The organism is Desulfovibrio sp., assembly GCF_034006445.1.
Lineage (GTDB): Bacteria > Desulfobacterota > Desulfovibrionia > Desulfovibrionales > Desulfovibrionaceae > Desulfovibrio.
Genome location: NZ_JAVESS010000001.1, coordinates 250,067 through 264,772, shown reverse-complemented (window position 1 = coordinate 264,772; position 14,706 = coordinate 250,067). Strand labels below are relative to the sequence as shown.

Annotated in this window: 15 protein-coding genes and 2 tRNA genes; 6 read left to right on the top strand and 11 right to left on the bottom strand. The window is 50.6% G+C overall.

Going from position 1 to position 14,706, the window contains the following annotated elements; all coding sequences use genetic code 11:
* Positions 1-33 precede the first annotated feature (33 nt).
* On the top strand, positions 34-921 hold the full coding sequence (locus RBR41_RS01115; protein ID WP_320350310.1) for a LysR substrate-binding domain-containing protein: 888 nt from the start codon (positions 34-36) through the stop codon (positions 919-921).
* A gap of 464 nt (positions 922-1,385) precedes the next feature.
* Here RBR41_RS01115 and RBR41_RS01110 read toward each other — a convergent pair whose 3' ends face one another.
* The gene (locus RBR41_RS01110) at positions 1,386-2,243 is read right to left on the bottom strand and encodes a sulfite exporter TauE/SafE family protein (protein ID WP_320350308.1); all 858 of its coding nucleotides are present in this window, start codon (positions 2,241-2,243) and stop codon (positions 1,386-1,388) included.
* A 3-nt stretch (positions 2,244-2,246) separates the two neighbouring features.
* Complete coding sequence (locus tag RBR41_RS01105; protein ID WP_320350307.1) at positions 2,247-2,594, bottom strand: hypothetical protein; 348 nt, start codon at positions 2,592-2,594, stop codon at positions 2,247-2,249.
* Between the two features lie 481 nt (positions 2,595-3,075).
* Between RBR41_RS01105 and RBR41_RS01100 the strand changes: the two genes are divergently transcribed.
* On the top strand, positions 3,076-4,137 hold the full coding sequence (locus RBR41_RS01100) for a hypothetical protein (RefSeq protein WP_320350306.1): 1,062 nt from the start codon (positions 3,076-3,078) through the stop codon (positions 4,135-4,137).
* Positions 4,138-4,172: 35 nt separating this feature from the next.
* On the opposite strand, the gene RBR41_RS01095 is transcribed toward RBR41_RS01100, so the two are convergent.
* The 4 genes from RBR41_RS01095 to RBR41_RS01080 all read right to left on the bottom strand — a co-directional run bounded on the left by RBR41_RS01095 (position 4,173) and on the right by RBR41_RS01080 (position 5,184).
* Positions 4,173-4,469, bottom strand: a complete 297-nt coding sequence (locus tag RBR41_RS01095) for a hypothetical protein (protein ID WP_320350305.1) — start codon at positions 4,467-4,469, stop codon at positions 4,173-4,175.
* A 102-nt stretch (positions 4,470-4,571) separates the two neighbouring features.
* Positions 4,572-4,805 carry a hypothetical protein gene (locus tag RBR41_RS01090; protein ID WP_320350303.1) on the bottom strand — a complete coding sequence of 78 codons (234 nt, stop codon included), beginning with the start codon at positions 4,803-4,805 and terminating at the stop codon, positions 4,572-4,574.
* A 216-nt stretch (positions 4,806-5,021) separates the two neighbouring features.
* A tRNA-Glu gene (locus RBR41_RS01085) sits at positions 5,022-5,098 on the bottom strand.
* Positions 5,099-5,109: 11 nt separating this feature from the next.
* A tRNA-Gln gene (locus RBR41_RS01080) sits at positions 5,110-5,184 on the bottom strand.
* A gap of 895 nt (positions 5,185-6,079) precedes the next feature.
* Here RBR41_RS01080 and RBR41_RS01075 point away from each other — a divergent pair.
* The 3 genes from RBR41_RS01075 to RBR41_RS01065 are packed head-to-tail and all read left to right on the top strand — an operon-like array spanning position 6,080 to position 8,052.
* Positions 6,080-7,189 carry a YeiH family protein gene (locus RBR41_RS01075; RefSeq protein WP_320350301.1) on the top strand — a complete coding sequence of 370 codons (1,110 nt, stop codon included), beginning with the start codon at positions 6,080-6,082 and terminating at the stop codon, positions 7,187-7,189.
* A gap of 15 nt (positions 7,190-7,204) precedes the next feature.
* A complete protein-coding gene (locus tag RBR41_RS01070; RefSeq protein ID WP_320350299.1) occupies positions 7,205-7,600 on the top strand; it encodes a biotin/lipoyl-binding protein in 396 nt (131 codons plus the stop codon).
* Entirely contained in the window at positions 7,600-8,052 is a 453-nt protein-coding gene (locus RBR41_RS01065) for a universal stress protein (RefSeq protein ID WP_320350297.1), read from the top strand. The genes RBR41_RS01070 and RBR41_RS01065 overlap by 1 nt, the downstream gene beginning before the upstream one ends.
* Before the next feature lie 161 nt (positions 8,053-8,213).
* Here the strand turns inward: RBR41_RS01065 and RBR41_RS01060 are convergent, their stop codons facing one another.
* Complete coding sequence (locus tag RBR41_RS01060) at positions 8,214-9,194, bottom strand: M15 family metallopeptidase (RefSeq protein WP_320350296.1); 981 nt, start codon at positions 9,192-9,194, stop codon at positions 8,214-8,216.
* A 59-nt stretch (positions 9,195-9,253) separates the two neighbouring features.
* Here RBR41_RS01060 and RBR41_RS01055 point away from each other — a divergent pair, with 59 nt between their 5' ends.
* Positions 9,254-10,828 carry a MiaB/RimO family radical SAM methylthiotransferase gene (locus tag RBR41_RS01055; protein WP_413785119.1) on the top strand — a complete coding sequence of 525 codons (1,575 nt, stop codon included), beginning with the start codon at positions 9,254-9,256 and terminating at the stop codon, positions 10,826-10,828.
* 10 nt (positions 10,829-10,838) lie between these two features.
* Here RBR41_RS01055 and RBR41_RS01050 read toward each other — a convergent pair whose 3' ends face one another.
* From RBR41_RS01050 to RBR41_RS01035, 4 genes are all read right to left on the bottom strand, one after another.
* Entirely contained in the window at positions 10,839-11,582 is a 744-nt protein-coding gene (locus RBR41_RS01050) for a DUF421 domain-containing protein (RefSeq protein ID WP_320350294.1), read from the bottom strand.
* Positions 11,583-11,701: 119 nt separating this feature from the next.
* Positions 11,702-12,721 carry a GGDEF domain-containing protein gene (locus RBR41_RS01045; RefSeq protein ID WP_320350292.1) on the bottom strand — a complete coding sequence of 340 codons (1,020 nt, stop codon included), beginning with the start codon at positions 12,719-12,721 and terminating at the stop codon, positions 11,702-11,704.
* Positions 12,722-12,754: 33 nt separating this feature from the next.
* Positions 12,755-13,279 (bottom strand): V4R domain-containing protein, encoded by a 525-nt coding sequence (locus tag RBR41_RS01040; RefSeq protein ID WP_320350290.1) that lies wholly within the window; start codon positions 13,277-13,279, stop codon positions 12,755-12,757.
* 45 nt (positions 13,280-13,324) lie between these two features.
* Positions 13,325-13,960 (bottom strand): peroxiredoxin, encoded by a 636-nt coding sequence (locus RBR41_RS01035; RefSeq protein ID WP_320350288.1) that lies wholly within the window; start codon positions 13,958-13,960, stop codon positions 13,325-13,327.
* Positions 13,961-14,706 lie beyond the last annotated feature (746 nt).

Genomic DNA, 14,706 nt, shown 5'->3' with positions numbered 1-14,706 from the left:
TTAATCATAATCGAGGCACAAATAGGATCTCTTATGCGCCGGAAGATTCCTAGCACCACTTCACTCATGGCATTCGAGGCTGCTGCGCGTCATGGCAGCTTCGCTCGTGCAGCAGATGAACTATTTCTAACCGAAGGAGCAATCAGTCGTCAGATTGGTCGTTTGGAAGCATTTCTTGGGGTCACGTTATTCCAACGAATCGGAAATCGCGTCCGACTCCTTCCCAGCGGGGAGCGCTACGCGAAACAAGTTCGTGAAGTACTCGATCGATTAGATCGGGACAGCTTGTATCTGATGGGGCAGCCCCATGATGGCGCCAACTTGGATATTGCCACCATCCCGACGTTTGCGATGAGGTGGCTTATTCCCCGTCTGTCACGATTTCAGCAGAAACACCCAAACATCACTGTGCATCTTGCCGAGCGCATGGAACCCTTTGTCCTTGCCGGAAGCGGATTCGATGCGGCCATCCATTTCGAGCACCCAGCTTGGACGGGAATGCGGACGCACCGCCTGCTGAGTGAGGTATTAGTCCCGGTGTGCTGTCCTGATCTTCTAAAAGAAAGCCCTGGAGGGGCCACGCTGGATAGCATACCGCGTTTGCACCGACGGCAGAATCCCGATGCGTGGCAACGCTATGCCCAGGAGACAGGAATCCCGCTGAGCAATCCTGCAATTGGCGCGTGTTATGACCTTCATTCGATGTTGATCGAAGCTGCATTGGCTGGCCTTGGTGTAGCCCTGGTTCCGCGTCTCTACGTTGAAAATGAACTTGCACAAGGTCGGTTGGTCGCTCCTTGGCCAGAGGGAAAAACCATCTCCAAAACATTTTGCCTCATCCTCCCTGAGTCCATTGAGCTGAGCGGGGAACCTGTACAAGCGTTTGCACGATGGATTTTGGGTGAAGCTAATACTAGTTGAATCCGTGAGGCGTTTCCTTTCATTGGCGAACCCGCACGCGACTGTCCAATGATACGTCATTGTCGTGCACCGTCCTGCGATTTGTTGCCAGAGCAATAGCTCGATCCAGTCGTAAAAAAACGCAGAGATAGTTACCGCTCTATGGTTTGCGGTTTTTTGCTCCGATCTTTTTCGAGATTTTGCTCCAGCCACACAATTCTGTTCCCTTCCACATGATGAAAGCGAGAACAAGAAGCACTTCAATCTAGAATAGTTGGAGCAAAAAAGGTTAGAATGGGAATACCTGCACGCCTGCGTGGTTGATGCTTCCGGGGCAGTATAATAGTACCACACGACTTCCGGCACGGCGATACGTGAGTGGCAACCGAGAAGCGCCATAACCAGTGTTGGTCCAGAACGTTCCGCACCAATCATGAATATGGGCGTTCGTTACGTGTAATGGACTTGCAATACCCCTTGTTCAATTAAGATTGTATTAATGCCCTCGTCAGGATGAAACCACCGACGAGTATGCACACCACCGAAACCGTCTTTTTTAAGGTTGCAGTAGACACGGTATGAGCCATACCTGCGCCTAGAATTACGCCCACGAGTTCCAGCACCGTCACCCATGCCGCGACTGTAAAATTGATGGCTCCGTTGGAAACATTGCCCAGTGTGCCGGAAAGCGCCGCCGTGATCTGAATGACCTGACTTGTGGCGATAGCCGTCAATGGGGCGAACCCCAGTATGACCATAAGTGGTACTGAAAGAACGGGGCCGCCCACACCAGTGAGCCCTGAACCGAAGCCCACCAATGCGCCTATACCCAGCAACAGAGGGAGCCGCCGCCGAGGATGATGTTCTGCGGATTTTTTGCAGGCAGGTAACAGCGCGTAGACACCGGCAAAAATGATGACGCTGCCCAGCAGGATCTCCAGTAGGCGCGGCGTGGCGTAGCCATTGCACAGAGCCCCAACATAGCCTGACAGGAGCGCCCCGAGGCAGACGGGAACCGTAATGCCCCAGTCGATGCTCCCGTGGCGCTGGTATAGCCATGTGCCCAGCACTCCGGTGAAAATGAAGCTGAACAAGGCCGTTCCCATGGCCACCTGAATGGGAAGGTTGGCGAGTTCGTTTAGGGCGGGAATGAGCAGGATACCACCTACACCGACCGTGCCAATAAGCGCGCCCACGAGAATGGCTACCAAGGCTAGAAGAATAAACATGCATACGCTCCAAATACATAATGTTGCCGCATCATTAGCAACTACCGCGCCAGATTTTTTTAGATTAATAAGCTGATAGTAAAGAATAAAATTTAGGTATGCCAGAGTAGACATAGGTTAAAAATTGCAAAGAGGTGATGATATCTTTTTCTTTCGAGATATCATCATCTTCCATTTTGCTTGGCAGATATGCATCGTATGGTTGTGCGCAGATAGATCTCCGGCTTCCTCAATTTCAATATGTGTCGGCCTAATGCTTCCATGCGCCTCCTCTTTTGCGGCGCGGTTTCCTGTACCTTGTGGCGGTTTATGCACTGGCAAGTCGTGGTCCTGCAAATCGTCACATCCTCTTTCCTGCTCCTTCTTCGCCTTTATCAAAAAAGGAATCCTTTGCAGGCAAAAAGGAAGAGAAGCAGGGGGGAGAGGCAAAGGCAGTTGTGGTTCGCCGCAATTGCGGGCGAACATCCGCTAAACTCATCCCAACAGGTACGGAGTAGAAGAACATGCTTCAGACTTCGTTTTTGAAAACGAAAAAAGGCTGCACTCTCATGCAGCCTTTTTTCAAAACTAACCCCCGGGACTAACCCCCTGTGGGTATCTGGTGAGGTTTTTATTATAACCTCATGGAATCATTTGGCGTCCCCAAGGGGATTTGAACCCCTGTCGACGGCGTTGTATCCATTAGGATGAATTTATTCGCTAAATATTTTTCCCTAAACTTTTCCCGACTGAAAAATCAACGCTTGGCGTCGCCGGGGGGATTTGAATAGTTCCCTTAATGGACTGCGAATGCCATTCACAGAATAGAAAATAGAATCACGGGTTTGGGGTCGAGTCTATCCATGGGTGGCATTCGAGTGCTTTCCAGCGTAATATCGATGCTTCTCTTTCCTCGTGCAAATATTGCCAAAAAGCTCCGATTGCTACTCAAAAAGGACAGTTGCGAATGCCAAAATTACCACCCATGAATAACAATGTTAACCATGCTCCACATGTCGTGCTACTTGGTGCCGGAGCAAGTATTGCCGCTTATCTTGATTGGGGAAAAAAGGGAGCACGACTTCCTTCGATGCAAGACTTGCTCGATGTTCTTTCTCTGCGTGTGGTGATAAAAGACGCTGGTTACAGTACAACGAACTTAAATTTTGAGGCTTTTTATGACGAATTATGCTCATCTGGGGCTAATGAGAACTTAAAGGCGATCATCGAATCTAGGGTATATGAATTTTTTAGCTCACTTGCCTTGCCTAACGAACCAACGATTTATGATCACCTTATCTTAAGCCTCCGAAAAAAAGATATAATTGCTACATTCAATTGGGATCCCTTTCTTGTTGAAGCATACACGCGTAATGAAGTTGTGACAGAAAAACATCGTCCTAGAATTGCATTTTTGCATGGAAATGTAAAAATTGGCACCTGCTATTCGTGTAATGTAGCTGGAGTCAATGGTCGTCGTTGTCCCCGTTGTAAAGAAGTCTTAGCCCCATCAAAACTTCTCTACCCTGTTAAGCACAAGAATTACAACAGCGATCCATACATTATGGGAGAATGGGATACGTTGCGCCGCTATCTTAATCACGCTTATTTTTTGACAATTTTTGGCTATAGCGCGCCAGTCACAGACGTTGAAGCTCGTTCGCTAATGCTTGGAGATTGGAGCACTAACCCAGCTTTGGAGCTGGCGGAAGTCGAAATCATAGATATACGTTCGCGCAATGACCTTGAGAACACATGGCAAGATTTTTTTATTCGGCAACACTATATGATCTCAGAAAATATATATCAGAGCTATTTATTCACACATCCGCGTAGGAGCTGTGATGCTTTTGCTGCCGCCACCTTAATGTGTGCCCCATGGGACGATAACCCATTCCCCAAGTTTAAGACTTTGCGCGAACTGCAAGAGTGGGTCGCGCCACTTATCGCCGAAGAAGAGCAATACGACACAAAGCGTGTTGCGTTTTCTGGCGACCCAATTGCGCCGAATGAAAAGATAGAGCTTTGAGCTATGCCATCATAGCAAAAATGTTGACTTTGGCGCTATTTACAATTCATTTCGTAATTTAGCCGCAATTCTTCCAAATACTTTTGTCCTTCAGGCGAGTGGTATTCGCGCTGCATGTCCCGTTCTGCTTCTTGGCAAAGCCTGTCCAATTTTTGCTGCTGCGTTTCCGGTGGCGTTCTGTGGTCTTTCCAAAACATATACCCAAACATAACCCCTGAAATAGCAAGTATCATCGCGCAAAATATAGCGATATTTTTGCCTATGCTTTTAAGTATGTTAAGCGCAGAGTTTTTTTGGGGTTCAGTGGGAAGTAAGCGGTTCTTCATGTGCATATTAATGTGTTATCTCAGTTGGTCGCCGTTGTGCGTACACATCTGAAAAATTAATATACCGTTACGCTCATAAAGTTCGGCGGCTGCACCAAAAGCTTTTGCTCAGGCTTGCTCTGGTGTTGGTATAGTTTTTAATGTGCCGTCCTTGTGACCATCAATGTAGCCAGCTTTATATGCTTGCTGGTATGTTTCTTTTAGCAGATGTTCAATCGCTTCATCCTTAGTCAACCGACACGGCAATATGCAACCCGCCGATGGTACCGTCGCTGACTTTATAGGGTTTGTTTCTGGGTTTAAGCGATTTAATCTTTGTTTCAGTAAGGGTTCGCGTGCCATAGGGATAACTCCTTGTGCTGGAAGTGTTTTCCCTATTTTTAAGCCGACCCAAAACTTATTCCGAGTCCTTCATGCAAACTTTTTCCGCATGGGCAAGGCGTCCCCAGCGTTTAGCCGGCCCAGGACTTCGGCCTTTCATCTCAATAAAATGTAACCAGCATCATGTAACCAAAACAAGAAAAGGCACCTACATTGCTGTAGGTGCCTGAATTTACTTGGCGTCCCCAAGGGGATTTGAACCCCTGTCGACGGCGTGAAAGGCCGTTGTCCTGGGCCGGCTAGACGATGGGGACGCACTGTGTGTTGGCTGGGCTGCAAGGACTCGAACCTTGATTAACGGAGTCAGAATCCGTCGTCCTGCCAATTGAACGACAGCCCAACACGAAGAGTGTGTATATGTGATGGTCGCTCGACTGTCAAGCAAGAATTTTAAAAAGCTAATTTTTCTTGCCTACTTTGTGAGTAAGCATACCTCCACCTGCCCTTCCGGCATGACCCGCCAGTTGATGAAAATCCCGTTCAGCGGGGCGAAAAAAACACAGCCACCTGTGCAATCTGCCGCACATCACACATCGATGGCTGGTAGCTCTATTTCCAAGATCAGATGTCCCCTACCCGAAGTCTTCCCGATGCAAATTCTCATAAAAATGACATCGTAAGAAACTGCACCGGACAAAGGCGCTCCCCAACTACCGCACAAAAACCCCGGCTCCAAACCATCTGGCTGGCAAAGCAGTTTGCCTCATTGCCACAATATCCCCATCTTATCCATTCTTTCACAACAAACTGTGCAGACAGCCAAACGAGCGCAATCGCGTTCCTTTAAAGCAGAATATCTTTGTGATCTTATTTTTTTTCAAAGTTGAAAACCCGTCCAGCACAACGCATAACAACCTTAAATAACAATATTTATACCCTGAAGTGGACGGCTCCGAGCATAGCCCCCGTATATTCTGCATCGAAATTATTCGAGCCCAATATTCAAGTGATTATCCACAATCAGCCCCTTGTGCAGGCTCCAAACGGCCCGCCCAAATACCACAGCATGTTATATCAAATAGAAATATCTAATATTATAAATCAGATAATCTATACACTGAGAACTAATATTTTACGGGTTGAAACCATCTTGAGTAATCACTCAAAGAGTACAAAGATACTTGCGCAATCAGTTTTCTCATGCTACGCATTCTAAATATCCAAACCTCTAACCCATAAGAGTTTGTGAAAAAAATGTTTATCCCCTAACACCTACACAATGTCGGAGGAAGACAATGGAAGACAAAGGACTGCTGGGTAAAATCATAGCCATTATCCCCGGCCTTGCATTGATGGTCGGCACATTGGCTGTACTGCGTATGTATGCGGTTCCGTGGTTGGGTGGCATAACGCTTTTTGGCATTAAGGGCTGGCCCGTTCAGGTGTTGAGCCTTAACTATATCCTGCTTTCCATCATTGCTGGCATGCTGTTCCGCAACGTGCTTTTTGGAGGTCAAATTCCTGCCTGGGCTGATGCGGGCTTTCGCACAACCCGTCTGTTCATCAAAACAGGCGTTATCATGCTGGGATCCCTGTACACCATTCAAAGCCTTCTCAAGCTCGGCGTCAGTGCCGCGCTGCTGATCATGGCCTTTGTGTTTGGCACCGTCTTTCTCATCATGTTTCTGAGCAAATTATGGAAAGTTGACCGCTCTGTGGCGGCGGTTATGGCTGCGGCCTGCGGTGTGTGCGGTGTTTCCGCCGCCGTGGCGGCAGCACCGGGCGTGCGCGCCCGACCGGTCGATCTGGCGCTTGCCATAGCCACCATCCTTGGTTTCGGCATTGTGACCATGTTCATCAGCCCCTTTATCGGCAAAGCTCTTAACCTGTCAGACCTGCAATACGGCGCATGGGTGGGTACAGGCATTCTGAATTCAGGCCAGGTGCTTGCCACATGCCTTGCCTTCAACCCCGTGATCGCCCCGGGAACAGCCGTTGCCTACGGCGAAGTGTGGAACGTGGTACGCGTCATCAGCATCCCCTTCGTGGTGTTTGCCATCACCGTCTGGTACTGGAAGGGCGAAGGCGAGGCCGAGCACATCAGCCTCAAAGAAATCCTCATCTCCAAGTTCCCCATCTTCGTTCTGGGCTTTTTCGGTATGACTGCCCTGTCTTCCTTGGGAATGCTCGGTGCTGAAGGGTCTGAGACGCTGCATTTTCTGCGTGACTGCATGCAGTGGATATTCGGTATCGGCCTTGTGGGACAGGGAGCGTACATCGATTTTCGCGAAATCAAGGCCGCTGGCGGCAAGCCTTTGCGCCTTGGCCTGACAGCGGGTATGGCAAAATATGTGTTGGCACTTGTCGTTATTTTGTTGTTCATGCCCAAAACCGGCGCATTCTAGTCAAAGGAACATACAATGAGTAACGAAAAGCAGAAAATGACAGTCTTTAAAAATGACCGGCATGAAGATGTCGCTTCCATCATTTTCGCCGGACTTGTAGTACTTTTCGTCCTTGGCTACATGGCCTTTATTGTGCCCACGGTGAAAGTGAAAGCCAGTCAGGATGGAAAGCTCATTTCCATTGCGGTAGAAAAAGGCGCTCAGGTCAAAAAGGGAGATACCATATACACCCTCGAAGTTGTTGAAAAAAAATGGAAAGACAACGTGATGGAAGAAAAAGTGGTCACCCGCGACGTGAGCATTAAAGCCAATGGCAAGGTGCTTGAGGTGCCGGGCAAGCCTGGCTCAGCGGTTAAAAAAGGCAAAGATACCATCATCGTACTGGACCATGAAAAAGGCACGTTACCTTAATGCTGACAGCAACCCCTCAAAACATCCTGCTGCTTCTTGATGAGGACAGCCCCGCCGCAGTTGAAGCCGTGCGTATTGCAAAGGCAAGTTCCGCCCGGTTGACCGCCCTTTTTGTGCTGGACGCGACCTGGAACGACTATGTCGGGCATGACTGGCTTTCTGGCAGTGGCTCGCGGGCCGATTTTATCGACTATGTGCAGCAGGAAGAAGAAAGAAGCTCGGTAAAAGCCTTTTACCGCTTAAGAAACCTCGCTGGCGAAGAGATGGAAATCCAGTGCATCACCAAGGCCGGCAATGTGGTGGACGAGGCTCGGCACGAAATGGAAAAAGGCTATGACCTTCTTGTAGCCTCCAACCCCCTGCAACGTGGGCTTGAGCGGATTCGCGGCAATATTGCCGCGCTCTGTGACCATGCCCCCTGCCGGATACTGCTGGTACCGGCAGACATTTGATCTACAGGCACGCCCCGCCGCTTTGCGTTGAGGCCGCGCCCAAAGCCAAACCCCCGGCATGCTGCCTGCCCCCAGTCGATCTGGAAGGACAACAGCATGCCGGGGGTTGCATATGCGCCTGCAAGACATGCGCGCCGTGCTCGCACATCGGCAAAGCTACCTCATTGAACCGCCCTGTCGCGCACGGCCCTGGCCTTGCAGATAATTTCAGGCCGATACTCAAAATGCATGATGTCGTACTCGTGCCATTTGCCGCCCCAGATGAATCCCGCATCCTCCATGAGGCTGACAATGGCTGAAGGATAGCTGAACTGAAGAGGATGCGGGTGCAGCTTGCTCCAACGCCAGTAAGGAGCGATACGCGAACTCAAATCCACCGCGATGCCATACGCATGCGGGCTTAGACGCGACTCTCCCGCTATGCGCCGCCACATAAAGCCGCCATCCATTTTAAGAAAAGCCTTCAACTGTGGGTCGATACGTACAGCTTCAGCTAATGCAGGATCCGCCGCAGCCAGAGCCTTGCCCGCCGGGGCTGAAAGACGCAGGGGCTGCCCCAGAAGTTTTACTGGTGCAAGCTGCTTGCCCACCTGCGCGGGCGTGCTCCCATAGAGGGCAGCCAAGAGATCATACGAGCGCTTTCTGCCTGGCGATACGCCAAGGGGAGTGTCCGGGCGATTGGGGTCAAGGGGGTACGGGTCCGCCATGCTGGCGCGCACATCCACTACCCAGCCATCAGCCGTTTCCGGCCCGATGTTCATATCCTTCGGGGAACCGTGCCGGGAGTAAAGAACTCGCCCCTTGTCCCCCACCAGAAGCCACAGGCCTTCGTCATCGGCGACCAGCCCGGTAATCTGTGGATACGATGCCTTCAGACACTGAATGTCCAGGCGAGCGTTCGCGTCCAGATTTTCCAGTTCATCCGGCGTTTCTGTTTTCGGGGCAGGGCCACTGTCGCACAGTGCGCGGCTGCCAAACGCAGGCGCGACAACCTCGGGTGTTGCGGCGGCACTGTCATCGGGCGGAGTGGAATAATGGCCGGGACTCCCAGTGCCCTCGGCAGCGGCAACAGGCGAAGCTTCAAGCAAAGGCAGGCTCAGGCACAAAAAAAAGACCAGGGTTTGCATTACAGTACGTGTCATGCCCACAACCTACTCGCGCCACGCTTGTCAAGGCAAGCGCTTTTGCGTACATCTGCGCCATGCTTACCTGGAAATTTTTTTTGGTCACGTTCGGCTGCAAGGTCAACCAGTACGAAACCCAGGCCCTGCGTGAAGCATGGCAAAAACTTGGCGGCGTGGAATGCTCCACCCCGGTCGGGGCTGACGTTGTCTGCGTCAACAGTTGCGCCATCACATCCAAGGGTGAGAGAGACGCCCGCAATGCCGTTTTTCGTCTGCGGCGCGAAGCCCCGAAGGCCCACCTCATTCTTACGGGTTGTGCGGCGCGACTGTTTGCCGATTACAAGCCGCGCCCCGGCGCGACATGGGCGGCCCCTGACCTTCTCATCGCGCAGGAGCATAAAGATGTCCTGCTGCAGGGGCCGTGGGTTACCGCTCCTGCCGGGCTGCACAGCCTGACGCCGCCTGCGGAGCACCCAACGCAAATCTCCCCCCCAGAAGCGGATACCAAGACCGCCGGAGCGATTGCAGATCCTGCCCCCGTCACTGTGAACGTGGACAGCAGGCCTGCACAGCCTGAGGCATTTCCGCCATTTGCCATTTCCACCTTCAAACGCGCGCGTCCCGTGCTCAAGGTACAGGACGGCTGTGCCCACCGATGCACCTACTGTATCGTCCCCCTGACGCGCGGTCGCCCCCACAGCCGCCCGCTTGAAGATATTGTTGCCGAAGCCCGGCGACTGCTTGAAGCCGGACATGTTGAAGTCATGATTTCCGGCATCAATCTTGGACAGTATGGCCGTGGCAACGATCACCTGGGGGACTTCTGGAATCTTTTGCGCACGCTGGACGCAGCGCTTTCGCCCGACTTTGCCGGTCAGGCGCGTTTTCGTATCAGCTCCCTGGAGCCGGGGCAGCTTAACGAACGCGGGCTGGACACCCTGCTCGGCTGTGGCCTGCTTTGCCCGCACCTGCATATTTCTTTGCAGCACGGCAGTCAGAGGGTGCTCAAACGCATGGGCCGCGGGCATTACAGCGCCGCCATGCTGGAAAAAGCCGTAACTTCACTTAGCGCGCATTGGCCTGTCATGGGGCTGGGCGCGGATATTATCGCCGGATTTCCCGGTGAAACCGAAGAGGACGTGCAGGAACTGCTGGCGCTTATTGAGCGCCTGCCCCTGACCTACGCCCATGTATTCCCCTATTCACGCCGTCCTGGCACTGCTGCAGAACGCTTTGACAAGCAGGTGCCCCAGGCGCTCAAGCTGGAGCGAGCGGCCAGAATTCGCCAAGCCGTCGCGCAAAAGCAACGCGCCTTTCTTGAGGCACAGTTACAGATCCCACACATGTTGCTGGCTGCGGACGTTGCGGATGTTGCGAATGTTGCTGATGTTGCGAATATGGCTGACGTTGCGAATGTTGCGGGCCCTGACCTGAACAGGGCCAGAGGCGGGGCTGCAAAGCCCCTCAAGGGCGTCAATGAATACTACGCGACCTGCTTTATGCCCCGTACGCCACAGACAATGAATGAACTCGCGCACCCTTCGTATGGCAGGCAGCCCCGCGCTGGCTTGCTGGCTGTTCGCCCTGTGGCCGTGACGGATAAGGGATTGCTTGTGGAAGAATTGCCCGTCTCAGATAATCGTGCGACATAGGCCACTTTCATTATAAAGATGCCCTGGCGGAGGCATGAACGGGCGCACTGTCGTTCTTGCTTTCCTTTTTATCATCAAGCTCCACAACATAGAGATTTCCAACAAGTTTTCCGGATTTGTCTCTTTGTTCATTCCATTCCGCAAAAAAGATGTTTTCGTAAGAATCATACCCCTGCTTGAGCAGTTCGGCTTTCAGCCACGCCTCATCCTTGTCAATCACCTCAAGAGCAGGTTCAAGAACGGCCCCATTGTTGAGCACCACATTGGAAATATGGGGATCTTCCTTTTTCTGCACTGTAAGCTGGCCATTGGGTTCGATCTGGGCATTCCATATATCTTTCATGGAATGAATGCCCTGCATTCTTATGAGCGTCGCAAAATCACCGATATCAAGCCCTGCGGCACTAAATTTGTCCTGAAGAAACTCCCCCTTGATCACAATGGGTATGGGTGAACCCACTATCATCTTGCGTCCGGATTCCGTTCGCATGCGTAAAGAATTTACTATTACGATCAGAATTTGCCATATGGCAAGAACAAGAACGAATTGTGTAATGCCAATGGCTGGATTGTATATTACGCCACCTATAATTCCGCCCATGACAAAGTTGCCAATAAGGTCAACCGACGTCATTTGCGCAAGCTGGCAACGGTTTGTGGTGCGAAAAACAAAGATAAAGGCGGCAAGCCCCACGGCAAGCTTGACAGCAATGTTGCCGTAGAGCTGGACTGACAGCCAGAAAGCTTGGTCCATGGCAGACCCCTGAGGAAAGGAGGTTGAGGCGGGTGGAATGACAGAATGGTGAGCAGGCGAAACACGCTGGCGCAACAGCCGGAACACGCGCGCAGTGGACTACCCGAAAAGCATATGCATCAGCTAAGCCCCTTGAGTTCAGCGGTGCATACCCTGTTTCTTCCTTCACCTTTTGCCTGATACAATGCCTCATCCGCAAGCCTGATGACATGCGCCTGCAAGGCGCTGCAACTGTGCGTGTCGGCCCATGAGGCGAGCAAACCGGCAACCCCCAGACTGGCACGCAGAGACACAGTTGTGCCATCGTCCAGCTCCAGGGATGAACTTTCTATGGCAGACCTGATTCTCTCTGCGGCGGCATACCCTTGTGCGAGATCGGCATCAGAAAAGAAAAAGATAAACTCTTCGCCGCCGTACCGCCCCATAATATCCGTTTGCCGCAAACTGCTTTGAGCGGTGTCGGCCACAAATTTCAAGGCTTTGTCACCTTCTATATGGCCGTGGGTATCATTGAAGGCCTTAAAATAGTCGATATCCAGCAGGCAGAAGCAGCAATCCTTTTTCAAAGCGATTGAACTGACCAGACTTTCCTGTGTAAGTGCAAAAAAAGAACGGCGGTTAAAAGCGCCAGTGAGCGGATCATGCTGCGCAAGATACTTGAACTCGGCTTCACTTTTTTTCAGTTTCAGCAGCGTGGCGCTGCGCCGCTTCACTTCCTCCTGGAGGGAGACTGCAAGGCTTGTCAGAGCTTCTTCTTTTTGCTGCAAAGCCTCGATAGTCGTTTCAAGCTGCACCACCATATTGTTGAACGATGATGAAAAGTCACCCATAAAATCCATTCGCTGGGTGTAATCGCCCTTTTCAACCTGCTGCACCTTCCAGGCCATATGCCGCAAATTGGCCTGCAAGGCCTTGCAAGAACCTGCGACAACCCCTCGCATTTCAATAGGTTGCGAGAGGTCGCCCCTGGCAAATGAAGCCGCTATGTCGCGGAGGGCCAGGGCTTTTTCATGAAACTGAATAAACGCTTTATCCCCAGCAAATTCCTCTGGAATTGGCGGAGGTTCCATCGCATCAAGCAGTTTTGCGGCATAAGCAAGAACCATGTGGGCAACTTTGACGCGATCGCTATCGCTCATAACACGCACTATCCCGGTAAAAGTCGCGAAATTTTAACCAACAGCATTGGCACTGAACCGGCAAGTTCTAGCGCCTGTGCACCAGCAGTCAACTTCACGAACCTTAAATTTTTTGCCTGTGTAACTTTCAAGAATACCTTGAATAAATCCTTCATCATAAACACAAATCTGTTCGCTTGTGTCAGGAAGCCCAGAGCAGTCAAGGTCTTCTTCAACATTCAAGGTAAAGGACATATCTTCCAGGTTGATGGATTCAACCCGAAAGATGCCAATGCCAAGTTCTTTAAACTTCTCTTCAATGGTCGTTACCAGGCTGGAAATGTCCTCAGACTCCAGACAAAATTTGTTGTAAAACTCTCTTCCGGCAATGGCGCCTGCCTTGCGGAACATATCATCTGTCTTCTGATGCCCTAACTCTTCTTCAAGTACATCACGCAACGTGTATTGAAGCAACCTGTAAACCTCAATGCGCGTTGTCGGACCAAGGCTTGGCCGTGCAATGGCCAATTTTTCGCCTATGGTGCTCCAGGAAAACGTATATTTTCTTTCAGCTGTCATTGATTGTCATCCCCATAGCATTTACAGAATTTCACGCATTCACGCTCAATCCTGCTTATTTGTCATAAAATCAGCAACCCGGCCGACCATATCTTCAGAGGGGGTCAAAGCCGTCTCGCCTTCTTTCCAGGCGGCGGGGCATGCCTGATGGGGATGCTTTTCAACATACACATAGGCCTGCATTTTTCTCATTAACTCAGCCGCGTTTCTCCCAACATTGTAAAAGTTGATCTCTGAGCCAACCAATACGGAGTCGGGGTTTATGATAAACGTGCCGCGCAGGGCAGTTCCTGCTTCTTTGTCGTAGACGCCAAAAAATTGTGCAATTTCGCCGGTTGTGTCAGAGGCCATTTGAAAATTGACGCTGCTGAGCAGTCGCTCGGCCTTGCACCATGCAAGATGCGTAAATTTTGAGTCAGTGGAGATGGAAATAATCTCAACATCCATATCTTTAAGCTGTTTGCAATATTTACCAATGTCAGCCAGCTCTGTGGGGCAGACAAAGGTAAAGTCAGCAGGATAAAAATAAAGAATTATCCATTTGCGCAGCAGGCTATATTCGGAAAAACTGTGTTCTTCAAAGCTGTCTGTTACCGGATTATACGTAAAAAACGAAAAATCTTTAATTTTATGTCCCAGCTGAACTGAACACAACTCTTTGTTTTCATTAACTTCTTGCATTAGATAATTCCTCACTTACAATCTGTTAATCGTTGCAACCGGTCTGCGTAAAAAACAGAAACCATGTGCGGTATCCGCACAGATTACCTTTCACATCCAGCAGACGGTATTTCTACAAAGGTCTACGCGCACGGGGAAAAAAGCGCAGCACGACGGATTGCTCATTATACAAATCGTCCTGCTACTGGAGCAAAATACCCCGCACAAAGCAATAATATCATACTACAGATATGAGAATTAAAACAATCTAATCATCACACTTGTTGCCAAAACAACAAGCAGGCCGAAACAAGCTGCCATATCAATAAATATTGCATAGCCCAGGCCAGGCATTATCAGGTTTCAATAGAACCTGGATAGCCCCTTCGGCAAAATCTTCTGCTTGCAAAATTCCTGGCGGGCAACTATGAGGGGCCGCCACTGGGTGTTGAAGCGGTTGCAGCAAATTTTGCCAGATGTCAAACAACACACTGGTTTATTTGTGTGCGCGGTCAGGGCATGCGACGTAAGATACACTTTACAAGTTGATTGATTATTTTAAAAGAGGCCAATTACCTCAAAAAAAGCAACCCGCTGACGTAACAGGCTATTTGCGCAGTATATCTTTTTGGGGTCGAAATAATTCAACAAGCCACCCTTACACAAAAGATCAGCCTTACAGTCACCACTGTGCCCGCCAGGCACCCATCTTCCTTATTGTGCACCAGACGCTCTCAATCCATTGCGTCCTTGCTCACCAAATAATC